This is a genomic window from Caldichromatium japonicum, assembly GCF_011290485.1.
Taxonomy (GTDB): domain Bacteria; phylum Pseudomonadota; class Gammaproteobacteria; order Chromatiales; family Chromatiaceae; genus Thermochromatium; species Thermochromatium japonicum.
In genome coordinates this window covers 47774-71657 of the sequence record NZ_CP048029.1, presented here as the reverse complement: position 1 = coordinate 71657, position 23884 = coordinate 47774, and the positions used below count along the sequence as shown (strand labels likewise).

Annotated in this window: 21 protein-coding genes and 1 pseudogene; 12 read left to right on the top strand and 10 right to left on the bottom strand. The window is 60.6% G+C overall.

The genetic code is table 11. The features are described from left to right. Window positions 1-63: 63 nt before the first annotated feature. Entirely contained in the window at window positions 64-1167 is a 1104-nt protein-coding gene (locus GWK36_RS00330; RefSeq protein ID WP_166269101.1) for a glycosyltransferase, read from the bottom strand. A 76-nt stretch (window positions 1168-1243) separates the two neighbouring features. Beyond that, window positions 1244-1648, bottom strand: a pseudogene (locus GWK36_RS15920) (winged helix-turn-helix domain-containing protein); the annotation flags it as partial. A gap of 480 nt (window positions 1649-2128) precedes the next feature. Between GWK36_RS15920 and GWK36_RS00320 the strand changes: the two are divergent. Beyond that, window positions 2129-3142, top strand: coding sequence for a PilZ domain-containing protein (locus GWK36_RS00320; protein ID WP_166269097.1), 1014 nt, complete (start codon window positions 2129-2131; stop codon window positions 3140-3142). A gap of 31 nt (window positions 3143-3173) precedes the next feature. On the opposite strand, the gene mnmG is transcribed toward GWK36_RS00320, so the two are convergent. After that, window positions 3174-5048 (bottom strand): tRNA uridine-5-carboxymethylaminomethyl(34) synthesis enzyme MnmG, encoded by a 1875-nt coding sequence (gene mnmG, locus GWK36_RS00315; RefSeq protein ID WP_166269095.1) that lies wholly within the window; start codon window positions 5046-5048, stop codon window positions 3174-3176. Window positions 5049-5141: 93 nt separating this feature from the next. On the opposite strand from mnmG, the gene GWK36_RS00310 reads away from it, so the two are divergent. Genes GWK36_RS00310 through GWK36_RS00300 form a run of 3 tightly spaced genes read left to right on the top strand, consistent with a single transcriptional unit; the run spans window position 5142 to window position 9011 of the window. Next, entirely contained in the window at window positions 5142-6086 is a 945-nt protein-coding gene (locus tag GWK36_RS00310) for an AAA family ATPase (protein WP_166272268.1), read from the top strand. Further along, window positions 6083-7069 (top strand): DUF58 domain-containing protein, encoded by a 987-nt coding sequence (locus GWK36_RS00305; RefSeq protein ID WP_166269093.1) that lies wholly within the window; start codon window positions 6083-6085, stop codon window positions 7067-7069. The genes GWK36_RS00310 and GWK36_RS00305 overlap by 4 nt, the downstream gene beginning before the upstream one ends. Beyond that, window positions 7044-9011 (top strand): transglutaminase TgpA family protein, encoded by a 1968-nt coding sequence (locus GWK36_RS00300; protein ID WP_166269091.1) that lies wholly within the window; start codon window positions 7044-7046, stop codon window positions 9009-9011. The genes GWK36_RS00305 and GWK36_RS00300 overlap by 26 nt, the downstream gene beginning before the upstream one ends. Here the strand turns inward: GWK36_RS00300 and GWK36_RS00295 are convergent. Further along, entirely contained in the window at window positions 8945-10312 is a 1368-nt protein-coding gene (locus GWK36_RS00295) for an RNA-guided endonuclease InsQ/TnpB family protein (RefSeq protein WP_166269089.1), read from the bottom strand. The genes GWK36_RS00300 and GWK36_RS00295 overlap by 67 nt on opposite strands. Here GWK36_RS00295 and tnpA point away from each other — a divergent pair. Further along, window positions 10298-10675, top strand: a complete 378-nt coding sequence (gene tnpA, locus GWK36_RS00290) for an IS200/IS605 family transposase (RefSeq protein ID WP_246237602.1) — start codon at window positions 10298-10300, stop codon at window positions 10673-10675. The genes GWK36_RS00295 and tnpA overlap by 15 nt on opposite strands. 41 nt (window positions 10676-10716) lie before the next feature. On the opposite strand, the gene GWK36_RS00285 is transcribed toward tnpA, so the two are convergent. The 5 genes from GWK36_RS00285 to hemE form a co-directional block, all read right to left on the bottom strand. After that, window positions 10717-10875, bottom strand: a complete 159-nt coding sequence (locus tag GWK36_RS00285; protein ID WP_166269087.1) for a hypothetical protein — start codon at window positions 10873-10875, stop codon at window positions 10717-10719. Further along, window positions 10841-11620, bottom strand: coding sequence for a tRNA 2-thiocytidine biosynthesis TtcA family protein (locus GWK36_RS00280; protein ID WP_166269085.1), 780 nt, complete (start codon window positions 11618-11620; stop codon window positions 10841-10843). The genes GWK36_RS00285 and GWK36_RS00280 overlap by 35 nt, the downstream gene beginning before the upstream one ends. Window positions 11621-11627: 7 nt before the next feature. Then, window positions 11628-12248, bottom strand: a complete 621-nt coding sequence (locus tag GWK36_RS00275; RefSeq protein ID WP_246237867.1) for a metallophosphoesterase family protein — start codon at window positions 12246-12248, stop codon at window positions 11628-11630. A 34-nt stretch (window positions 12249-12282) separates the two neighbouring features. Further along, on the bottom strand, window positions 12283-13278 hold the full coding sequence (locus tag GWK36_RS00270) for a zinc-dependent alcohol dehydrogenase family protein (protein WP_166269081.1): 996 nt from the start codon (window positions 13276-13278) through the stop codon (window positions 12283-12285). 61 nt (window positions 13279-13339) lie between these two features. Continuing rightward, window positions 13340-14404, bottom strand: coding sequence for a uroporphyrinogen decarboxylase (hemE, locus tag GWK36_RS00265; RefSeq protein WP_166269079.1), 1065 nt, complete (start codon window positions 14402-14404; stop codon window positions 13340-13342). A 361-nt stretch (window positions 14405-14765) separates the two neighbouring features. Here hemE and uvrD point away from each other — a divergent pair, with 361 nt between their 5' ends. The 5 genes from uvrD to GWK36_RS00240 all read left to right on the top strand — a co-directional run bounded on the left by uvrD (window position 14766) and on the right by GWK36_RS00240 (window position 21271). Continuing rightward, window positions 14766-16931 (top strand): DNA helicase II, encoded by a 2166-nt coding sequence (gene uvrD / locus GWK36_RS00260; protein ID WP_210756797.1) that lies wholly within the window; start codon window positions 14766-14768, stop codon window positions 16929-16931. Then, complete coding sequence (gene hemW / locus GWK36_RS00255) at window positions 16928-18163, top strand: radical SAM family heme chaperone HemW (RefSeq protein ID WP_246237601.1); 1236 nt, start codon at window positions 16928-16930, stop codon at window positions 18161-18163. The genes uvrD and hemW overlap by 4 nt, the downstream gene beginning before the upstream one ends. Window positions 18164-18233: 70 nt before the next feature. Next, a complete protein-coding gene (rpmE, locus tag GWK36_RS00250; protein ID WP_166269075.1) occupies window positions 18234-18434 on the top strand; it encodes a 50S ribosomal protein L31 in 201 nt (66 codons plus the stop codon). Window positions 18435-18546: 112 nt separating this feature from the next. Then, on the top strand, window positions 18547-19800 hold the full coding sequence (locus GWK36_RS00245) for a malic enzyme-like NAD(P)-binding protein (RefSeq protein WP_166269073.1): 1254 nt from the start codon (window positions 18547-18549) through the stop codon (window positions 19798-19800). A gap of 175 nt (window positions 19801-19975) precedes the next feature. After that, a complete protein-coding gene (locus GWK36_RS00240) occupies window positions 19976-21271 on the top strand; it encodes a citrate synthase (RefSeq protein WP_166269071.1) in 1296 nt (431 codons plus the stop codon). Window positions 21272-21290: 19 nt separating this feature from the next. On the opposite strand, the gene GWK36_RS00235 is transcribed toward GWK36_RS00240, so the two are convergent. After that, window positions 21291-21911, bottom strand: coding sequence for a hypothetical protein (locus GWK36_RS00235; RefSeq protein ID WP_166269061.1), 621 nt, complete (start codon window positions 21909-21911; stop codon window positions 21291-21293). 290 nt (window positions 21912-22201) lie between these two features. Between GWK36_RS00235 and GWK36_RS00230 the strand changes: the two genes are divergently transcribed. Together GWK36_RS00230 and GWK36_RS00225 are read left to right on the top strand one after the other, a co-directional pair. After that, the gene (locus GWK36_RS00230; protein WP_166269059.1) at window positions 22202-23272 is read left to right on the top strand and encodes a pilus assembly protein PilM; all 1071 of its coding nucleotides are present in this window, start codon (window positions 22202-22204) and stop codon (window positions 23270-23272) included. Beyond that, entirely contained in the window at window positions 23272-23862 is a 591-nt protein-coding gene (locus tag GWK36_RS00225; RefSeq protein WP_166269057.1) for a PilN domain-containing protein, read from the top strand. Before GWK36_RS00230 ends, GWK36_RS00225 begins: the two co-directional genes overlap by 1 nt. Window positions 23863-23884 lie beyond the last annotated feature (22 nt).

Below are 23884 nucleotides of genomic sequence, written 5' to 3'. Positions count from 1 at the left end.
GTGACCCTGCGCACGTTGGTTCATTTATGCGAGATGCCCTTTAGAGGATCTCGCTCGCTTTGGTTATAACCGCTCGGGCAGCCCCATCGCCTCGAGATAGGCGCTGGTCGCCGATTCGATCTCAAAGCGACGCGCCGTTTGTTGCAAGACCGCACGCGGGAGGGGGGCATCTAAGGTCGCGTCGATCGCCTCGGCGAGGGCGCAATCATCGCCCACCGGCACCAATCGCCCGTAACGCCCGCCCTCTAACACCTCGCGCGGACCGCTGGGACAATCCGTGGCGACCGCTGGGGTGCCGACGGCCAGGGCCTCGACCAGGGCGAAGGGAAGCCCCTCCCAGCGGGAACTCAAGACGAACAAGCGGGCATGGTCAAGATAGGCATAGGGGCCTGGCACGAATCCAGGAAACTCAACGTCCCTGCTCATGCCAAGCTCAGCGGTCAGCATCAGCAGACGCTCGCGTTGTCTGCCGCGCCCGAGGATCATGAGACGACAAGGGCGCTGGGCGCGCACACGTGCAAAGGCGCGGATCAGGGTCGCAAAGTCCTTGCGCGCACAAAGCTCACCCAACCCTAGGATCACCGGGGGCTCACCCGGCGCAAACCAGGGGTGATCTGGGGGCGGAAGGGTGTTTTCGAACAAGCTCGCCGGTACGATCGGCGAGGGCACGGCCTGGATATGGCGACGATCGAGCCCCGTATAACACGCGAGGTCATCGGCGGCCCCTTGACTTGGGACTAGGACCCGATCGGCCAGGGGATAGAGGAAGCGGATCGATCGGCGCTGGACCCAGCACTCGAGCCGATTGCGTGAGGCCAGATCTACCGAGACCGTGGTCCCAATGCGCAGGATCAGGCGCGTGGAGACGGAGGCGATGGTGCGCGCGGCTAGGGCCAGGCGGTTGACCCGATCCTTGTCTGTAAGCAGCACATCTGGCTGCGCGCGTTTGAGATAGGCGATGAGCCCCGGCAGGGCAGTGAGGGTGTGTCTGACCCCGAGGTCCAGGACCCTTAGGCCAGGGGTGTCGGCCGCAAGCTCTGGCCCATGGTTGCGTATCTTGAGCAGATCCACCTGATAGCCGCGGCGCGCCAGCGCTGGCAACAGATGACGCGCCAAGCGATCGACGCCGCTATGCCCGGAGGTCGCAAAAAAACAGGCAATGCGCATGAATCTATTGATCCGAAACCAATGAACTTGTATTACGCGGCATCACGGAGCTTGGGATGCTGGAAGTAGCGCATGCAGCCAGCCACGCCTTGACTGGCTTGGTGTGATGCACGCGCAGGTTGTCGAGGATGAGGAAGATCTTCTTGCCCCTGGCGTCCTTGACGAGCCGCTTCATGAAGTCGATCAGGATGTCGGCGTTCATCGCCCCCGCGAACGCCTTCCAAGGCACCTTGCCGCGGTTGGTCAGCGTCGAGATCACCGACAGGCCTTCGCGACGGTGCGTGACGCGAATCTCGGACGTCTTGCCCGCCGGCGGGCTTTGCTCATAGGCGCGCCGAATCGGTTTCTGGGGCGTCAATCCCCAGCGCGCCATGTACTTGCCCTCCCCCTGCGGCCTGAGCTCGATGCCAAAACGGTCGAGGATCAACTGCCGCACCGCCTGCCGGCTCCACAGCGCAAACGGCAGCTTCAGCTGATCCGGTGTCCCGTCGCACATGAGCTTGCGTATCTGGGCGTCCTGCTCCGCCAACAGCGCCCGCTTCTCACCCACCTTTCCTTGAGCCCTTGGGCCCCTTCGCGCCCATAGCCTTTGCAGATGTCGAACACCCCTGCGCCCAACAATCCCCTCTGCGCGCCTATCGCTTCATACGTCCAGCCACGCCGCCGCTCTTCGCGCGCCGCAAACGACAGCAATCTCATGTCTCGTCTTTCCATGCCCACGACATCTGGACAGCTCACTCAATTTCAAAAGCATGTGTTTCTTAATCTAAAGGCAGAGGACCTCCTGGTCCTTTGCCGCTCAGCAGGTTCAACCTGTGCTAAGCTCTGTGAGCAGACTAAGCCAGGGTTGATACCCTTGCCTGGAGCCTTTGCATCCAGAGTCCAGGCAGGGATGCCGACAGGTGTTCAGCTTGGTCTCTGTACCGATCATTGATCCATGCTTGCCGGGGGGCCCGCTCACATGCCTGCTGAGGAAACGCAATCCTCATTCGAACGCCGCGCCCAGGCGCGTCTACATGTCCAATTGCCGGTTCAGCTCCAATGTAAAGGTGAAGAGCAGCCCCGCCGCGCGGTCTTGCTCGATCTCTCCTGGGGTGGTGCGCTCTGTCAGACTAAAGGTATGTTGCCAACCAACAACCAGTTGGTCCAGCTATGGCTGCCCTGGGAGCAACAAGACAGGATCCAGATCGAGGCCCAGCTTCTGCGCCAAAAGCCTGGCGGAGGCGGTCAATGTCTCGTGGCCCTCAGGTTTCGCCGCCTGTCTCTGACCGATCATAACCGGCTGGAGCGTTTACTGGGCAGGATACGGGAACAGGATGCTGCCAACCGCACCCTGGAACCTCAGCCGTTGGCCGCGATGATCGAGGTCATGATCAAGACGTTCGATGAGTGGCGTGCAGCGCTCGTCAATATCGCCAGTGGTCGGCTATTGATCAGTACTCCTGCCGCTTTCATGCCGGGACAGAGCCTTGGGCTACGTTTCAATGGAGTCCCCCAGCGTGCACGCCTGAATCTGCGGGCGCGGGTACTAACCAGCGAGCCAAAACAAAACCCCGATGGAACGTCGGCCTATCTCCTCACCGTGGAGTTCGAGCATCTCGAGAGTGCCCTGCGTAACTGGACCCAATGGCTGCTAGCCCAGATCCCCGACGAGAAGGGCCCACTTCCGTCCGATTATCAATACCCGCCGGCGGTGGCAATCCCAGCCCAGATCATCCTGGCCAAGGATACGCGTTCGGCCTTGGAACTCGGCTTCCCGGAGGCAATGAATTATCTGATCACTGCTTGGGGCGATGCCGAGGCCTTTGACATCGTCTTTCGCCAGCTCATCTTCGGCGAGTCGTTTACCACAGAGACCTGGACGCCAGAGGCCTGGGAGGAGCTTAAATTTTTACAGAGCCTGCATGAAGAGGCCTATGGGGTCTCCGAGGGTCGGCGCCTCATGCTCAGGATCACCGGCCAAGAGCCCTTCTGATCGGGTCCAGTTCAAGGTCTAGGTCATGACCTCAGGCAGCTAGCCGCTTGAGGTGGATCAACAACAGGGCGATCGCTGCGGGGGTAACCCCAGGGATACGTGCCGCTTGACCGATGGTCTGGGGACGCACCCGACTGAGCTTTTCGCGCACCTCGTTTGACAACCCCCGCACCTGGTTGAAGTCGAAGTCGAAGGGGATGGGCCTTGATTCCTGGGCGCGGTTGCGCTCGATCTCGGTGCGGCTGCGCTCGATATAACCAACATAGCGGGCCTGGATCTCGAGCTGTTCGATGACCTGGGGCGAGAGTGGCTCAGGCGGTTCACCGATGAGGGCGCAGAGCTTGGCATGGTCCATCGTCGGACGCGCCAAGAGATCGAGGGCGCGGATCTCGCGGCGCAGCGGCTCTCCCAACACCGCGATCATCTGCTGCGGGTCGAGGCGCTCGGGTCGCACCCAGGTCTCAGAGAGGCGACTTCTCTCGCGCTCGATCGCCTCGCGTTTGCGCTCAAAAAACTGCCATTGTTCGTCCCCGACTAGACCCAGTTTGCGCCCAAGCTCGGTCAGGCGCAGATCGGCGTTGTCCTCGCGCAACAGGAGGCGATACTCGGCGCGGCTGGTAAACATCCGATAGGGCTCATTGGTACCGCGAGTGATGAGGTCGTCGATCAACACGCCGATATAGCACTCGTCGCGCCGGGGGACCCAAGGCTCGCGCCCCTGGACCTGGAGCGCGGCGTTTAAACCCGCCACCAAGCCCTGCGCCGCGGCCTCTTCATATCCTGTGGTCCCATTGATCTGACCAGCGAAAAAGAGCCCCTGGATGGCGCGCGTCTCAAGCGATGGCTTGAGGTCCCTAGGGTCAAAAAAGTCATACTCGATTGCATAACCAGGGCGGACGAGATGGGCGCGTTCGAGCCCAGGGATCGAGCGCACCATCGCCTCCTGGATGTCAAAGGGCAGGCTCGTCGAGATCCCATTGGGATAGACCTCGCGGCTGTTGAGTCCCTCTGGCTCGAGAAAGATTTGATGCGTGGGCTTATCAGCAAAGCGCACCACCTTGTCCTCGATCGAGGGGCAATAGCGCGGCCCAACCCCTTCGATCACCCCCGTATAAAGCGGCGAGCGTGAAAGGCCCGAGCGGATGATCTCATGGGTGCGCTCGGTGGTGTGGGTGATATAGCAACTGACCTGGGGGGGATGGTCCTCGGGTCGCCCCATGAGCGAAAAGACCGGCACAGGTACATCGCCAGGCTGTTCCTTGAGGCGACTGTAATCGATGGTGCGGGCATCGATGCGCGGGGGGGTGCCGGTCTTAAGCCTGCTGACGCGCAAGGGAAGTTCGCGCAGACGCTGAGCGAGCCGGTTAGCGGGCGGGTCACCTGCACGTCCCCCTTCATAGTTGGCGAGCCCGATATGGATACGCCCTGCCAAGAAGGTCCCGACGGTAAGCACGACAGCGCGGGCGCAAAACTCAAGCCCCATCTGGGTGCGCACCCCGACTACCCGCTCGCCCGCAACGACCAGATCATCGACCGCCTGTTGAAAGATCCACAGCCCAGGTTGATTCTCGAGTGCCGCGCGCACCGCTGCCTTGTAGAGCTGGCGGTCGGCCTGGGCGCGAGTGGCACGCACTGCCGGCCCCTTGCTGGCGTTGAGGATGCGAAACTGGATCCCCGCGCGATCGGCGGCGCGCCCCATCAGCCCCCCCAGGGCATCGATCTCTTTGACCAGATGACCCTTGCCGATCCCGCCGATCGCCGGGTTACAGCTCATCTGCCCTAGGGTCTCGATATTGTGGGTGAGAAGCAGGGTGTGCGCCCCACAGCGCGCTGCGGCCAAGGCCGCCTCGGTCCCGGCGTGACCGCCGCCGACCACGATGACATCGTATTCTGTACTTGCCAACATGGGATCTTGTCGATAGATCAATGGGCCTCAATTCTTAAGGATGCCTATTGCGCACCCAACCGGCAGCCCCCAAGCCCTTCTGGATAAACAATGATGCTTCTGTCGCCTAAACCGCAACCCCCCCGCCGCGTGCTCGCCGACCAGCTCCTCGCCGAGGCCGCAACCGTCATCCTCGGCAAAGGGCGCGAGCTGCGTTTGAGCCTGGCCTGTCTCTTGGCGCGCGGTCATCTGCTGATCGAAGACCTACCCGGGGTAGGCAAGACGACACTTGCCCATCTCTTGGCGCGTCTGCTCGGGCTTGAATACTCGCGCATCCAATTCACCAGCGACCTTTTGCCCGCCGATGTGATCGGGGTCTCGGTCTATGATCGGGCTGCCGAGCGCTTCGAGTTTCACCCTGGGCCGATCTTTGCCCAATTGGTCCTAGCCGATGAGATCAATCGCGCCACCCCCAAGGCGCAAAGCGCCTTGCTTGAGGCGATGGAGGAGCGCCAGGTCACGGTCGAGGGCAAGACCTATCCCTTGCCCGAGCCGTTCTTTGTGATCGCCACCCAAAATCCCTTGTTTCAGATCGGCACCTTCCCTTTGCCCGAGTCCCAGCTCGATCGATTCTTGATGCGCATCCATCTGGGCTATCCAGAGACTGAGCAGGAAAAGGCGCTCCTTGCAGGCGAGGATCGGCGTGCCTTGCTTGCGCGTTTACAACCCGCACTTAGCCCTGCTGAGCTGATTGAGCTTCAGGGCGCAGTGACCCGCGTCCATGCCGCGCCCTCCATCATCGACTATGTGCACGCGATCCTGCAATTCACCCGCCGTTCGGGCCAATTCGCCTATGGCCTATCGCCGCGAGCTGGGCTGGGGTTGCTGTATGCTGCCAAGTCCTGGGCCCTGCTCGAGGGGCGCGATTATGTCATCCCCGAGGACGTCCAGGCGATCTTGCCTGCAGTCGCAGTGCACAGATTGATCGGCGGCGAGCCCGGGCAGCGGCTAGGGAGCGAAGAAGTGGCGCGGTTCATCCTCGAACAGGTGCCGGTATGACCGCCTTGAGCCTCAACGCGCGCGCCCAGCGTTATTTTGACGGCCTCCTGCGTCGCGTCCAACCAGGATCGGATGGTATGGCGCTGATCGGGGGCAGTCGAATCTATATCCTGCCCACCCGCACCGGGCTGTTATATGGGGTAGTGCTCATGGCGATGCTTTTGGGTTCGCTCAATTACCAAAACAATCTGGGGCTGCTTCTGACCTTTTTTCTTGCCGCCGTCGGGATCGTCGCCATGCATCACACTTGGTTCAACCTGCGGGGGCTTGCGGTCCAGGCGCGGGGTGGACCTGCGGTCTTTGTAGGGGAAAACGCACGTTTTGAGGTCTGTCTCTATGCCGCCAGGCGTCCCCGCTATGACCTGAGGATCCTTTATCGAGGTGAACAGGCAGCACCGGTCGCACTCGCCCCCGAGGAACAGACGGCGATCAAGCTTCAGGTCCCCGCCGAGCGGCGCGGCTGGCTGAGGCTACAAGAGGTCCGGGTCGAGACCGGCTATCCCCTGGGGCTTTTTTGCGCCTGGGCCCTGGTCGCCACCCCCGCCAAGACCCTGGTCTATCCGCGCCCTGCACCTACCGCCCCTGAACCTGGACACGATGCCGGCGATGGGCACCAACCCCAGCGCGCCCGCCACGAGGAGGCCGAGGACTATCTCGGGGTGCGCCCCTATCGCCCGGGCGATCCCCTGAAACAGGTCGATTGGAAGGCATTCGCCCGCGAGCGAGGGCTGTGGGTCAAGCAATATGGCGGCGAACAGGGGCAGGAGGTCTGGATCGATTGGTCGGCGATCAATGCCGCAGACAGCGAGCTGCGTTTAAACCTCCTGACGCGCCAGGTGTTGGATGCCAGCACCACCTCGACCCGCTTCGGCCTGCGCCTGCCCGGGGTCGTCGAACCGGTCAGTCAGGGGCCAGAGCATACCGAGCGTTGTCTTATCCATCTGGCGCTGTTCGGCTATGAACAAGGTCAAGCATCCGCTTGAGCGGCCCGAACGTCGGCAGATCCTCGGGGCAAGCCTCCTGGTCTCAGCCGCCTGCGCGCCCTTTATCCACCATCTCGAACCGCAGATCCTCGCCTTTCTCGCCCTGGTCTTAGGGGTGAGGTTCATCGCCCTGCGCTGGCCTGCGGCCCTGCCCAATCCTTGGCTGCGGGCGCTCTTGGCATTTGCGGGGATCGCCAACTGTCTTGCGGCCTATCACACACTCAACGGGCGGGACGGTGGTTCGGCCCTGTTGCTCAGCATGCTGGCGCTCAAACTGTTGGAACTCGATGGCAGGCGCGATCTGCGCCTGGTCCTGATCCTCTCGGGCTTTGTCTGTGCTGTCTTGTTTCTCTTCGAGGACTCGTTTTTCACCACCCTCTATGTAGCCCTCATCGCCTTTGCCTTGGTCGTGCTCCTGATTGAGCTCCAGGGCGGTCTGCCAGATGCGGGGTTAAAAACCGCGGCGCGCATCGGCACCCAACTCGCCCTCCAGTCCGCCCCCCTGACCCTGGTCTTGTTCGTGCTTTTCCCCCGCCTGGATGCGCCGCTATGGAACCTGGGCCCAGAACAGTCCAAGGGGACAAGCGGGCTCACCGAGAGCCTCGAGCCTGGAAACCTGAGCGAACTCGTACTCAACGACGAGCCGGCCTTTCGGGTGCGCTTTGCCGGAGAACGACCGTCGACCGAGCGGCTCTATTGGCGTGCACTGGTGCTGTGGCAGACCGACGGCAGGCGCTGGACCCAGGGCACATCGCCGACCCCAAGCCCGGCGCCCTTGATCAACTCGGATCGCCCCATCGCCTATGAGATCGTCCTCGAGCCGACCGACCAACGTTGGCTGTTTGCCTTGGACCTACCGCTCGCTGCCCCCGAAGGTTCAATCCTCGGCCCCGAACACCAGCTCATCGCCGATCAGCCGGTCTCTGTGCTCAAACGCTATCGCCTAACCTCGGCCCTGGACTATCGCACCGCCGAACCGGGCGAGGCGGCGCGCGCCCTGGCGCTGGCGGTGCCTGCCTGGGTCGTCACCCCGCGCATGCGCCGCCTGGTCGAGGGCTGGCGGGTCGAACACCCAGACGACTGGGCGGTGGTCCAACAGGCGCTCGTCTATTTTAACCGCGAGGCGTTCCATTACACCCTGATCCCGCCGCCGCTCGGGGCCAATCCGATCGATGGATTTTTGTTCGAGACCAGAAGCGGCTATTGCGAACATTATGCGAGCAGTTTTGCCATCCTGATGCGTCTAGCTGGGATCCCCGCGCGGGTGATCCTGGGGTATCTCGGAGGCGAGGAGAACACCCTCGGCGGCTATACCCTGGTGCGCCAATCGGATGCGCACGCCTGGGTCGAGATTGCGATCCGTGGGCGCGGCTGGGTGCGGGTCGATCCGACCGCTGCCGTCGATCCCAGGCGCATCGACCGCCGCGCGGGGGCGCGCCTTTTAAGCCCTAGACCTGTGCGACTAGAACTCGAGGCCCCGACCGGTCTGGTGCGCTGGGCGCGCAACCTGCGTCTGTTTGCCGATACCCTAGAGGCGACCTGGCAGAACTGGGTCCTGGACTTTTCGGTCAAGGATCAGCGCCGGCTGCTCGAACGCTTGGGGTTCGATAACTGGGGCGAATATGGACTGGCAGGACTGATGATCCTAGCCGTCTCCTCGACGCTTGGAACGATCCTCCTGGTCCTGATGCGCGAGCGCAGCTCCCAGGACCCGCTGGAGCAGCTTTATGCGCGTCTCTGCCAGGAGTTGGCGCGCCGAGGGGTGCCGCGCCTTGCACACGAAGGACCGCTGGACTATGGACGGCGGGTGGCGGCCCTAAGACCAGAGCTTGCACCCTGGATCGAGGGTTTTTTGAGGCTTTATGTCCCAGCGCGCTATGGGGGGAAGGTGGGCCCCGAAACCCTGAAGGATTTGGTGCATGCCCTCAAGCGCCGCGTTTGATTCACGCTCAATCGGTCCACAGCGCATGCAAGGGAAAGTTGACATCCTCCCCGGCCTGAAGGTCGAGGATTCCAACGGCGCTCAGGAGTGGTATTGAAGCGCTCCTGAACCGCTTCGGTGGGTTCTTGCTGCTGGGGCCCGATTGCATCGCTCACTTCACAGGCGAACCGGGCGTGTCCCGCCCTTAGCACATTGATCGCGCCGACCACATCGGCGTTTTCCTCAAAACCGCATTCCACGCACTCGAACCGATCTTGCGTCTGGCGGTTGTCCGCCGACACATGGCCGCAGCACGGGCAGGTGCGGCTTGTGTTCTGCGGCGGCACGGCAATGAGCCAGCCACCCCGCCATGCCAGCTTGTAGTCCAGTTGCCGGCGAAACTCAAACCAGCCCTGGTCGAGAATGGACTTGTTTAGGCCAGACTTGCCCCGAACGTTTCTGCCCGGCTGTTCGATTGTCCCAGCCGCCGACTTGGTCATGTTCCCTACCTGCAAGTCCTCGATACACACCATCGCGTGGTTTTTGCTGATCGCGGTCGAGGTCTTATGTAGGAAGTCGCGGCGGGCATTACGGATGCGGGAATGAATGCGCTGGACTCTGGCTTTCGCCTTCTTCCAGTTGTTGCTGAATTTCACCTTGCGGGAGAGCGCCTGTTGCGCCTTGCGCAAGCGCGTCTCATGCCGCTTGAAACTATTGAGCGGGGCGTAGACCGTCCCGTCGCTCAAGGTGGCGAAGCGGACAATGCCCATGTCGATGCCGACTGCGCCACCCTGCGGGATGGGCCGCTCTACCTCGCGCTCGGTCTGGATACTCACGAACCACTTGCCGCCGGACTGGCTCACGGTGACGTTCTTCACCACGCCAAGCACCTCACGGCTGTTGCGATACCTCAGCCAGCCAAGTTTCGGCAGGAAGATACGGCTGTTGGCCTGGTCGAGTTTGATTTTTTCCGAATCGGAGTAACGGAAACTGTCGGATTGCCCTTTCTTCTTGAAGCGCGGGAAGCCGGCGCGCTTGGCGAAAAAGTTGGCGTAGGCCTGGTCCAGATCCTTGAGAGACTGCCGCAAGGCTTGAGCGGGAGCCTCGCCAAGCCAGGCGGTCGGGGGATCGGCCTTCCACGCGGTCAGCGCCTTGCACAGATCGGCATACCCGAGTTTCTTCTCGCCGGTCGCATACCGCTCCTGTTGCAACGCCAGCGCCCGATTGTAGACGAAGCGGCACGACCCCGCGAAGCGGCGCAGGTCGCGCGCCTGATCGCCGTTGGGCTTCAACTCAAATTTGAAGGCTTGAAGCCGTTGCATAGCTCAATCAGTCTCTTGGTCGATGACCATCGCCGCAATGTGTTCAACGGCGATGCCATCGCACAACTGCGAACGATCTTCACCAACGTCTGCACGGATTTTGAAGCACAACTGATCAAGATGGACGGCGAGGACGATCATGTCCACCTGTTGGTAGAGTACCCGCCCAAGGTTGCCGTCTCCAGCCTCGTGAACAGCCTCAAAGGCGCATCCAGCCGCCTGCTGCGCAAGGAACAACCCGACATCCAGAAACACTACTGGAAGGGCGTGCTGTGGTCGCCGTCCTACTTCGCCTCAAGTTGTGGCGGCGCACCAATTTCCATCGTGCGCCAATACATCGAACAGCAGCAGACGCCAACCTAAGCGGAAAACGCGACGACAGCGGGCGCTATCCATCCCCGCCCTCAACGACGGGGCTTGCCGTGCACCGGGTCACCGCCTCGAAGGGCGGCTGCTGGGTATAGCTGGGTATAAAAGACACCGTTGAGGATCTCGCCGACGAGGTATTCAGGCAGGACGAGGAGGTCCTCATAACGTGCCGGGCGTTCGGCGGTCTGGGTCATGGTCAGTCACCCGCTGAGAGGCCGCTCCCTGCGCGCGGTCTGCTCGGGTGCAGGGATAAGGAGCAGGCCCACCCGGTTCAGGCAGCTCGCCCTCGACCATGAGGGGTTTGAGCGCCTGCAAAATGCTGGCAAAGAGCTTGGGATATTTAGACTCCTCGCGGTCCAAGAGCCCCTTCATCTCGGCGCGGCGCACGGGTTGCTCGAAACAGGCGGGGCAGGATTCGGGGATCACGGGAAGGCCGGTGCTGCGGGCGAACTCAGCGGTCTGACGCTCGCGGCAATAGACCAGGGGGCGGATGATGCGGATGTCGCCATCCTGATTACGATAATGGGCCTTCATGGTGCGCAGTTGGCCGTTGTGAAAGAGGGACATCAACAGGCTCTCGGCTAGGTCATCGAGGTGCTGGCCTAGCGCCAAGACGTTATAACCCTGCTCGCGGCAGAGCCGATAGAGGATCCCTCGCTTCATACGCGCGCAATAGGCGCAAAACGAATCCCCCTTGAGATGCACCCTCGCTTGCTCCAGCAGCGGCTGGCGCTCGTAATGCCAGGTCAGGCCCAGGGCCCGGTAATAGTCCTGGAGCGGGCTTGGGTCATAGCCGGGGGCCTGGGGATCGATGGTGGCTACGGCCAGCTCGAAATGCACCGGCGCATGAGCCTGGAGATGGAGCAGAATCTGAAGCAACGAAAGCGAGTCCTTGCCGCCCGAGACCCCGAGCAGGATGCGATCCCCCTCGCCGATCATCTGAAAATCAGCAATGGCCTGCCCGACCCGGCGCAACAATGACCTGGGCGGTATGACCCTTGCGTTGAGGACTGGGTTCATGGAGAAAGTGGCCGTGCGACTTGCGTTGCTGGATCGATAAAGGGAAGCGATGGGTCTCGATCTGCCAATCCTGTTCGTTGGCGATCAGGACCAGACAAGAGGGACCGCCATAGGTGCGCGAACGTCCAGCCGCACCTGGATTGAGGACCCAGGGCAGGCGGCTTAAGTCGGTCTCCAGCCGGTGGCTGTGACCATAGACGATGGCGCGCGCCTGGGGAAAGCGGGCGCGCAAGAGGTCATGGCGCCCGCGGGCGGGGATCTGGTGACCATGGATGAGGGCGATCGTCCCGCCCGGCAGGGGTTGTTCCAACCATTCGGGGAGATGGACCAAGAGCCTACGGTCCTCCTCGGGCCATTTGCGCGCGACGTCGTTGTTGCCGAAGACCGCCAGCACCCGCCCGAGACGCGGCTGAAGCTGGGCGAGGATCGCAGCATGGCCGATATCGCCGCCGTGCAGGGCGAGGTCACAGCCCTCGACTACCTCACGCACCCTGGGGTCGAGCGCCCCATGGGTATCGGAGAGCAGCGCTACCCGCACCCGTTTCAATCCCAAGAGGGTCTCCAAGTGCGTCTTAACCCCCTCAATCCAGGATCAGGACCATCTTGCCGGTCACATGACCCTCCTCGATCAGGCGATGGGTGGCGGCGGCCTCAGCAAGTGGGAAGGTCTGGGAGACATGGATGCGCAGCTCACCGTGGTCGATAGACTCGGCACAGCGGTTGAGTATCTCCCCCTGATGGGCGCGCGCCTTAGGGAGGTTGCGCAACATGGGGGTGAGCATGAGCTCTAGGCTGATCCGCAGGTTGCGCATCCTGGCCTCGGCGAGGTCGAGCTGCGGGCCTGGGTCCAAGATGGTCACCAGATCCCCGTAATGGGCGACCGCGGGGATGGTGCGGCGAAATACCTCGGGGCCGACGGTATCCAAGGCGATATCCACGCCTTCCCCCCCGGTCCAATCCATCACCGCCTCGACCAGATCCTCTTCGCGATAATTAATACAAAACTCGGCGCCCAGTGCATGGGCAAAGGCGGCCTTCTCTGGGCTGCTGACAGTGGTGCATACCCGGGCGCCGGCCAGACGCGCGAGCTGAATCGCGACATGCCCGACCCCGCCTGCACCAGCATGGATCAGCACCCGCTGCCCTGGCTGGATACGCGCACGGTCATAGAGCGACTCCCAGGCGGTGAGCAGCACCAGGGGGGCGGCTGCGGCCTCGATCATGCCGAGCGTGCGCGGCTTGGGTTGGGGGATATCCTGATGCAGCACCCGATATTCGCCATAGTTGCCGGCAGGTCCGCCGAGCCCGCCAGCGCAGAACCAGACCTCATCGCCTGGTCTAAACCGCGTCACCGCTGATCCCACCGCCTCTACGACCCCGGCGCCGTCGCAGCCGAGCACCGCCGGCAGGCCATTGGGGATCAGAGGACCGCGCCGCCGGATCTTGGTATCGACCGGATTGACCCCAGCGGCCTTCAGGCGCACCAGGACCTCTTCCGCACCCACTGCAGGCTCCGGATACTCGGCGAGCTGTAAGACCTCAGGTCCACCGGTTTCGCGGATCTCGATGACTTTCATACTGACCTCCGTCGATGGCCGAATCCAGGAGATAGGGTCAATCACCCAAGAGCGAAGGGAATCACGGATGATAGGCGCGACTTAGGGTATGCACTGCCTCGACCATCACCGCCGGATGCTCCGGATCGACATCCTGGGTGATCCCATGCCCAAGGTTGAAGATATGGCCCGAGCCCGGCCCGTAACTGGAGAGCACCCGCGCCACCTCTGCGCGGATGCGCTCGGGCGAGGCATAGAGCACGCAAGGATCCAGGTTACCCTGGAGCGCCACCTGATCCTCGACCAAGCGGCGGGCATCAGCAAGATCCGTGGTCCAATCCACGCCCAAGGCATCGCAGCCGGTCTTGGCCATCTCTGCGAGCCACTGACCGCCGTTTTTGGTAAACAGGATCACGGGCACGCGCCGCCCCTCGGATTCGCGGTTCAGACCCTCGACCACCCGCTGCATATAGGCGAGCGAGAACTCGCGATAATTGGCCGGCGCCAAGGCCCCGCCCCAGGTATCAAAGATCATGACTGCCTGCGCCCCGCGCGCGATCTGGGCATTGAGGTAGACGGTCACGGCATCCGCGACCTTGGCGAGCAGGCGATGGAGCAGTACAGGCTGGTCGAAGAGCATCGCCTTGATGCGGGCGAAGTTCTTCAAGGCCCCGCCCTCGACCATATAGGTCGCAAGCGTCCAGGGGCTGCCGGAAAAACCGATCAGGGGTACGCGCCCGTTGAGCGCCTGGCGGATGGTTGAGACCGCATCCAGCACATAGCGCAGTTCTGCTTCTGGATCGGGGACGGGGAGGCGCTCGATGTCGGCTGCGGTACGCACCGGGCGCTCGAAATGCGGCCCCTCGCCCTCTGCGAAATAGAGCCCAAGTCCCATAGCATCCGGGACCGTCAGGATGTCCGAGAAGAGGATCGCGGCATCGAGGGGATAGCGCTCAAGGGGCTGTAGAGTGACCTCGCAGGCGAGCTCCGGGGTCTTGCACAGCGTCATGAAGCTTCCGGCACGCGCACGGGTGGCGCGATATTCGGGCAGATAGCGCCCCGCCTGGCGCATCATCCAGACCGGTGTGTAGTCAACAGGCTCGCGCAGCAGGGCGCGCAGAAAGGTGTCATTGTGCAGCGGTGTCATGAAGCGGGCTCTAAGATGGACGAAACCAAGGGTCAATCATTTTACACAACGATGGCCTCGATACCTAAAGCCCGATGCTGTCCTGACCCTCTCTTAAGCATCCATTGTCAATCAATGACTTGGCAGCCAGTTCCCTGTGGATAAGCCTGTGGATAACCCTGTGGATAGGCTGTGATTAACCTGTGCAGCAAACAGGAAGGCCGATTTCATCCACAGGCTTATCCACAAGCAAAAATCAATCTAAGTAATTGTTTTTAAATTTACTTTTAAAAAGTTATCCACAGCAAGGGAGCACCTCTATTATTAACTAAAATCTCTATCACTGTAGTGATAGGGATGCGGCTTGTTTAGAATGACACCCATGAACAACATCCAGTCGTTTGACCTACTCAATCCAGCCCAGCGCGAGGCGGTCGCCAGCCGATCGAGTCACATACTGGTCCTTGCAGGTGCAGGTTCAGGCAAGACCAGGGTTCTGACCCAACGGATTGCATGGTTGATCCAACAGGGAACCCCTTCCTGGTCAATCCTTGCGGTGACCTTTACCAACAAGGCAGCGCGCGAGATGCGAGCAAGGCTCGACAACCTGTTGGATACTGCGCTCAGCGGGGCCTGGATCGGGACCTTTCACGGGCTTGCACATCGTTTCTTACGTGCCCATTGGCAAGAGGCAGGGCTGCCCCAGCATTTCCAGATCCTGGACAGCGATGAGCAACTGCGTTTGATCAAGCGCTTGCTCAAGGAGATGCAGCTCGATGAGTCGCGCTGGCCGCCTGGCCAGATCCAGGCGTTTATCAATCGGCAAAAGGACGAGGGACGAAGGCCACAACACCTCGTCGCCCGCGGGGACTTCATCCAAGACAGGTTCATCGAGCTCTACCAGAACTATGAAACGGCGCGGATCAAATCTGGGATGGTGGACTTTGCCGACCTGCTGCTTTATACGCTCGAGCTTCTACGCGAGCGCCGAGATCTACTTGAGCACTACCGGCAGCGCTTCAATCATCTCCTGGTCGATGAGTTTCAGGACACCAATGCCATCCAATACGCCTGGCTGAGGCTGCTTGCCGGCGAAGAGAATCATCTCTTCGTTGTCGGCGACGACGATCAGTCGATCTATGGTTGGCGCGGGGCGCAGATCGAGAATATCCAATCCTTCCAGCGGGACTATCCAAGGGCGCGCCTGATCCGACTCGAGCAAAACTATCGCTCGACCGGCAATATCCTGAATGCGGCCAATGTCCTGATCGCCCACAATGCCGGACGGCTCGGCAAGACACTCTGGACCCAGGGCGAAGCAGGTGCCCCAATCCGGCTCTATACCGCCTTCAATGAGATCGACGAAGCCCAATTCGTTGCCGAGCGTATCCAGTGGTTCTACGCCCAAGGTTACGCCTACATCGACTGCGCCATCCTTTACCGAACCACTGCCCAATCGCGACCGTTAGAAGAGGCGCTCATCCAGACCGGCATCCCCTATCGGGTCTATGGCGGGCTAAGGTTCTTCGAGCGCGCCGAGATCCGCGATGCCATGGCCTATCTTCGCCTGATCGCCAACCCGGATGATGATCAGGCATTCGACCGGATCGTCAATCGCCCACCACGCGGGATCGGTCAGCGCACGCTCGAGCTCATCCGTGAAGCGACGCGTCCCGATGGTCTCTCACTCTGGCGAGCGGCCCGCAAGCTCATCAACAGCGGTGCACTCGGGGCACGTGCAGTACAGACCTTACAGGGATTTTTTACAACGATAGAGGGGCAAAGGAGGGCCTTGACAGAACGCACGCTCGCCGAGATATGCCGCTATGCCATCGAGGGCACCGGTCTGATGGAGCACTTCAGGGAAAACAAAGACGGACGAGGGCAAGACCGGATCGAAAACCTAGAGCAACTCATCGAGACCGCCCAGCGTTTTGAGCAGGAACAGCCAGGCCCCCAACCCCAGCTCCTCAATGATTTCCTGGCTCATGCCGCCCTTGAGTCCGGCGAGGCCGAGGCCGAACCCTTCACCGACAGCGTCCAGCTCATGACCCTGCATAGCGCCAAGGGGCTCGAGTTTCCCGTGGTCTTTCTGGTAGGCCTAGAGGAGGGGCTCTTTCCCCATAGCCTCTCGCTCGATGACCCCAAACGTCTCGAAGAGGAAAGACGGCTGTGCTACGTCGGGATCACCCGCGCCATGCGCGAGCTCTATCTCACCCATGCCGAGAGCCGCAGGCTGCATGGACGCGAGGAATATCCCCTACCCTCGCGGTTTTTATATGAGCTACCCATGGAAATGATCGAGGAGGTTCGCCGCGAACTAATCCGGCGCCCAGTTCGCGGGCAGTCTCCCTCCGCCCGGATGGAAGGCCCCTTTCGTCCTGGCCAGTGGGTGCGCCATCCCAAATTCGGCGACGGGGTGGTGCTAACCAGCGAGGGATTTGGACCTGATACAAGGCTACATATCGACTTCAAGGGCGGCGTAGGGATCAAATGCCTGGTCCTGGCCTATGCCGGTCTGACCCCAAGCGTCTGTTCCCCTAGATGATGCACTTGGTAGAACCCTGCGCCTGCCCATTCGCGGATCAGGCAGGATCAGTTAATACCCATCACCTGGAACTGCCCCCACTCGGGCTCTATATCCATCTGCCCTGGTGTATCCGCAAGTGTCCATATTGCGATTTCAACTCTTACCCCACCAGCGAGTTGCCATTTGCCGCCTATAGCGAGCGCCTACTGGCCGATCTGGAGCAAGAGTTAAGTGCGCCCGCTGCCCAACGCCCGATCCAAACGGTCTTCATCGGCGGCGGCACGCCCAGCCTATTTCCCGGCTGGGCGATCCGCAGACTGCTTGATGGTGTCCGCAGCCGGAGTGAGCTTGCAGCGGATGCCGAGATCACCCTGGAATCCAACCCTGGGACCCTCGATCCCCAACGCCTCGACGACTATCGCGCCGCCGGGGTCAATCGACTCTCACTTGGCGTACAAAGCCTGTCAGCGAAACATTTACGACAGCTCAGGCGCATCCATGGACCAGAAGAAGCGCGCGCCGCGGTTCAGATGGCGCGGGCTGCGGGTTTTACCAACATCAATCTTGACCTCATGTTTGGCCTGCCCGAGCAAGACCTCGCCCAGGCACGCGCCGATCTCGATGAAGCCCTTGCCCTTGTACCCGAGCATCTATCCTATTATCAGCTCACCCTCGAGCCAGGGACGGTCTTCGGCACCCGACCGCCTGTCTTACCCGACCCCGATCTCATCGCCGAGATGGGCTGGGCGGGAGCAGAGTACCTAGAGACCTCTGGCTACCGGCGCTACGAGGTCTCAGCCTATGCCCGTCCAGGCTATATCTGCCGGCACAATCTCAACTATTGGCAGTTCGGAGACTATCTCGGGATTGGGGCAGGAGCGCACGGCAAGCTGACGACATGCCCGCAAGATCCAGCCCATCCTTGGCAGATCTGGCGGACCGAGAAACCCAGACACCCCAGGCTATATCTGCGGACTAGCCCGGCCTGGCCCCAGGTCAGGCGCCGTTTGCTGACCGACGAAGACCTGGTGGTCGAGTTTGCGTTGAATGCCCTGCGTCTGACCCAGGGGTTTGCGATCGGGCTCTTCGCTGCGAGGACTGGGCGGCCTGGATCTTGGATCACTGCCAAGCTGACGACCGCCGCCCAAAAAGGACTGGTACAGATTGGCCATGGCCGCATCGAGCCGACCCCGCGGGGCTATGACCTGCTCGATAGCCTATTGCTCGATCTGATTGAAACCGAGATTTGACTTGTATCGACTTAGCTGAACAGATATTCTCTTATGTTTTAAAAAATACTTTTATCACAGGTGCTTTGCGATGAAAGAAGGCATTCATCCGGACTATCACGAGATCAAGGTGATATGTAGCTGCGGCAACAGTTTCACCACCCGTTCCACCAAAGGCAAGGAGATGCACATCGAGGTCTGCTCGGCCTGTCATCCCTTCTTTACGGGCAAACAAAAGATCGTGGACACTGGCGGGCGCGTGGATAAGTTCCGCCGCAAGTATGCCCGCTGACAGCCCGAGAAAACGGCTGGGTGCGCCTGGGATGGCCACCTGAGGTCACATCTCTGGCGATCGACCGTTCATCGTCGAGCGCTGATCTATTCAGACATCCGCTGAGACCGCTATGACCGCGCAGAGCGCCCATCTCGATGATGAGCTCAATCTCAAGGCGCTGAGCTTTCATGCCCAGCCGCGTCCAGGCAAGATCGGCACCCTGGTCACCAAACCCGCTGCTACCCAACAGGACCTGGCGCTGGCCTATACGCCTGGGGTGGCCGAACCAGTACGCCGGATCCATACCGACCCGGACCTTGCTTATGCGTACACCAACAAGGGCAATCTGGTCGCGGTCATTACCGACGGCACTGCAGTCTTGGGTCTGGGGAATGTCGGTCCCCTGGCCGGTAAGCCCGTGATGGAGGGCAAGGCGGTACTCTTCAAACGTTTTGCCGACATCGATTGTTTCGACATCGAGGTCCAGGCCGAAACCCCCGAGGCCTTCATCGAAACGGTCGTACGCATCGCCCCAACCTTTGGCGGGATCAATCTCGAAGACATCGCCGCCCCTCATTGTTTCGAGATCGAGCAGGCATTGATCGACGAGCTCGACATCCCCGTCTTCCATGACGATCAGCACGGGACGGCGATCATCCTGGCCGCCGGCCTGCTCAATGCCCTCGAGCTGCAGGGCAAGACGCTGGAGGAGGCGCAGATCGTCATCCTAGGCGCTGGCGCAGCGGGGATCGCCTCTGCACGTCTTTTATTGGCGCTTGGTGCCCATCGCGACCATCTCCTGTGTGTCGATCGCCAGGGGGTTATCCATTTGGGGCGCCCGGATCTCAACCCTTACAAGTTCGGCGTGGCGGTCGAGACCAACAAGCGCACCCTGACCGAGGCCATGCAGGGCGCCGATGTCTTCATCGGGCTTTCAGGGCCGGACCTTGTCACACCCGAGATGATTGCCTCCATGGCCCCGCGCCCGATCGTCTTCGCCCTCTCCAACCCCGTCCCCGAGATCCGCCCCGCTGCGGCGTTGGCGGTGCGCTCTGATCTGGTGATGGCCACGGGTCGTTCGGATTACCCCAACCAGGTGAACAACGTTTTGGGCTTTCCCTTTATCTTCCGCGGTGCGCTCGATGTGCGCGCCTCGCGCATCAACCAGGCGATGCGGATTGCTGCGGTGGAGGCCCTGCGCGATCTCGCCCGGGAACCGGTCCCGCAGGCGGTACTGGATGCCTATGGCCTGAATGCATTGAGCTTTGGGCCGGATTACATCATCCCCAAGCCCTTTGATCCGCGGCTGCGCGAGCGGGTTGCTGGGGCTGTCGCCCAGACAGCCATTGCCAGCGGTGTAGCGCGCCTACCGCTCAGCGACTAGAATCCCTCCAGACGTCGCACCTTGCCGGATGAGCGCCTGGGGCGATTGCATCCGGTGCGAACAACCTGCCAAAGACCTGCGTCTCATCGCAAGCCGTGTCTCCAGTCGTTTATTCCACCCTAGACGGCTGGAAATCATTCCCAGCCGGTCACCATCCTAGCTCGGCGGAGGTGTTATGAGCACTGAAACCGTCACCGTCATCAACAACCTTACCGGCGAACGCTATGAGTTTCCCCTGCGCCAAGGCACCTTGGGTCCGCCTGCCGTAGATATCTCCTCGCTCTATCAAGAAGCCGGGTTCCTGACCTATGACCCGGGCTTTATGTCTACGGCAAGCTGTCATAGCAGCATCACCTTCATCGATGGCGAACAAGGGATCTTGCTCTATCGCGGCTATCCCATTGAGCAACTTTCGGCCAAGGCAAGTTTTTTAGAGGTAGCCTATCTCCTGCTCTATGGGGAGCTGCCCAATGAAAAGGCGCTCGCTGAGTTTGAGCAGGTGATCATGCGCCACACCATGCTCAACGAGAATCTCAAAAACTTTCTCAATGGCTTCCATTATGATGCCCACCCGATGGCCATCCTCATCGGCGTAGTCGGTTCACTATCAGCCTTTTATCACGACTCGCTCAGTATCAATAATGTGCGCCATCGGGAGATCTCAGCGCACCGTCTGATTGCCAAGGTACCAACGATCGCAGCCGCGGCCTATAAACACAGCATTGGCGAACCGATCATCTATCCACGCAATGACTTGCGTTATTGTGCAAACTTTTTGCATATGATGTTTGCAACACCCTGTGAGGAGTACAGGCCGAGTCTTCTGGCAGAACGGGCATTAAACCTGTTGTTCATTCTCCATGCCGATCACGAGCAAAATGCCAGTACCTCGACGGTACGTCTGGCCGCAAGCTCAGGAGCAAACCCATTTGCCTGTATCGCGGCAGGGATCGCCTCACTTTGGGGGCCGGCGCATGGCGGAGCCAATGAGGCGGTGATCGCTATGCTGACTGAGATCGGGGAGGTCAAACACATCCCGAAATACATCGCCAAGGCCAAGGATAAGGATGATCCATTCCGCCTGATGGGTTTTGGTCATCGGGTCTACAAAAACTATGACCCGCGCGCCAAGATCCTGCGCGAGGTCTGCCACCAGGTCCTCAACGAATTGGCCGATGCCAATAACCCTCTATTTGAATTGGCGATGCGTCTAGAGGAAATCGCCCTCAGCGATGATTATTTTATTGAGCGCCGGCTCTATCCGAATGTAGATTTTTATTCGGGGATCATCTATCAGGCGCTCGGTATCCCCCGCAATATGTTTACGGTGATGTTCGCCGTAGCACGTACCGTCGGCTGGGTTGCCCATTGGCTCGAGATGATGGGCGATCCCGATAATCGGATCGGGCGTCCGCGTCAGATCTACCGCGGGCCAGGCAAACGCGACTATCTCCCGATCTGGCAACGCTAATCATCGCTAACCAGCACAATTAAATAGCCCGCCCCTCATCCCTCTCCAATGAGCGTTCGACATCGACAAGATTTGCGCCCAGGTGGGGACGCTCAGTGATCGGATCGAGCGGTGGATGGCGGCGGGTACGCGGCGGCACCACGATCAATCTGAAGGGAATCTCATTGGCTAGAAAGCCGAACATCGGGTGCGTGATCCGCTGACCATCGGCATATCTTAGGCTACGTTCACCCGTCCAGTAAGGGATGCCCCAAGCCATGAGCGCTAGGAGCACATCCTCGGCGCGTTCGGCAAACAAGAGCAACTCGACACCCTGTTTGCGATTGGTCAGACCGTGCAAGGCTAGACCGATCAAACGGGGATGGAAATTGATCAGCATCCGCATTGCCTGAATAATCTCGCGTCTTAGCAGACGCACCTCGGTCTGATGAGTAGCGCTGGCAAATAGGCGCTGCTGGGCGAGAACGGCTTCTTTGACGAGGGCATTGGACGGCCACTGGCGGCGGTCGAATATCCCAACACGCTCAGCGGCCTTACGTCGCGCCATCTCCAGATCGGTGAGCCCCTGTTCGAGCATGATGCGTGCGGCCTCATAGGCCAGGCGTTCCTTATGGGCATTGCCCCGATTGCGGACGGACATGTCAGTCCTCCCCTTTATGACGCTAAGGCGCCCTCGCTCAACGGCACCAATTGTAGTGATTCTGCAACAAACAGGCATACTGGCCGATCGCGTGGGTGATCATACAATAGGCTATGCCTCCTTGTACCAATTGATCTGATCGGCCTAGATGCCTAGATAAATCCGAAGGGGGCCGCGGTTGAACCTGGCAACATACCTCATCGGCCATCGACATCCTGCCTGATGTGTCTATAATGAACCGTGGTATTTCACAAACCAGCGGGCCAAGGCCCACGACCAGCGAGATCACCATGTTTGGCCTCACGCGCAAGAACGAACCGCTCCTGGGGATCGACATCAGCACCACCGCGATCAAACTGGTCGAACTCTCCCGCACAGCGACGACGCCAACGCCGCGTTATCGCGTCGAGCATTATGCAGTTGAGTCCCTCCCACCGGGGGCCATTAGCGACAAAAAGATCGCCCAGCACGAGGCGGTCAGCGAGGCCATCCGCCGGGTAGTCTCCAGGTCGAGGACCAAAACAAAACGGGCGGCAGTTGCCCTACCGGGTGCTGCAGTCATCACCAAGGTCATCATGCTCTCAGCGGCACTCAGCGATGCGGAGATGGAAGAGCAGATCCAATATGGCGCTGACCAACACATCCCCTACCCCCTGGAAGAGGTCAAGCTCGATTTCACTGTGCTAGGACCAGCTCCTGGCAACACGGAGATGATGGAGGTCCTGCTCGTAGCCTCGCGCAGCGAGAATGTGGATGACCGCGCCAGCGTCCTTGAAATCGCCGGTCTGACGCCCGTCGTGGTCGATGTCGAGTCCTATGCCATCCAAAATGCCTGTTCGTTATTGCCGGACGTTAACGACCCTCAGACACGCCCGGTGGTTGGTGTCGTTGACATTGGGGCATCGGCCACGACCCTCTATGTCCTCCATGACGACCGCATCATCTATACCCGTGAACAGAATTTTGGCGGACGCCAGCTCAAAGAAGAGGTTCAACGCCGCTATAGCCTAACCGACGAACAGGCCATGCAAAAGATCCGCGAGGGCACGGTCGCCGATACCTATGAAGGCGAGGTGCTAACCCCGTTCCGTGAGGCGCTCGCCCAGCAGATCGGTCGAGCCTTGCAGTTTTTTTATTCGGGCACGAGCTTTTCAAGCATCGATCGTCTGATCTTAGCGGGCGGCACGGCCAGCATTCCGCGCATTCAAACAGTGGTTGAGGAACGGTTGAAGATTCCGACTGCGGTAGCCAATCCCTTTGCCCAGATGGCGTTTGCGTCCCGGATCGATTCCAAGCTGTTGCTGCGTGAAGCGCCGGAGATGATGGTGGCGGTGGGTCTAGCCTTGCGGGGGTTTGACTGATGATACGCATTAACCTACTACCTTGGCGCGAGGCGGCGCGTCAACAGCGCCGGCAAGAGTTCCTGATCATGCTGGGTACAGCAGTGGGCCTGGTATGCGTGGGGATCGTTGGACAACACCTCTATTTTCAGGACCGTATCAGCGCCCAACAACTACGCAACCAAACACTGCAAAACCAGATCGCCCTCCTTGACCGCAAAATCAAAGAGATCCAAGAGATCGAAAAGACCAAGGCCAACCTATTGGCGCGTATGGACATCATCCAGCGCCTGCAAAAAAGTCGCCCCGAGGTTGTGCGTCTCTTCGATGAACTGGTGTCGGCCTTACCCGAAGGGGTCTATCTCACTAAGCTCGAACAATCCGGCAAAACGATTACGGTCGAAGGCATGGCCCAATCGAATGCCCGGGTCTCGGCCTTTATGCGTAGGATCGAGGCCTCACGCTCGATCGATCTGCCGCGGCTCATGTTGATTGAAAGCAGGGGAGGCAAGGAAACCGGCTTCAGTCACTTCCGTCTGTCATTTAACCAGGTCGCGCCTAAACCCGGGGCGGGAGGGGCCAAGGCTGCCAGCCCGCCTCCGCAGACCTGATCTCATCACCAAGTCCGGGAGG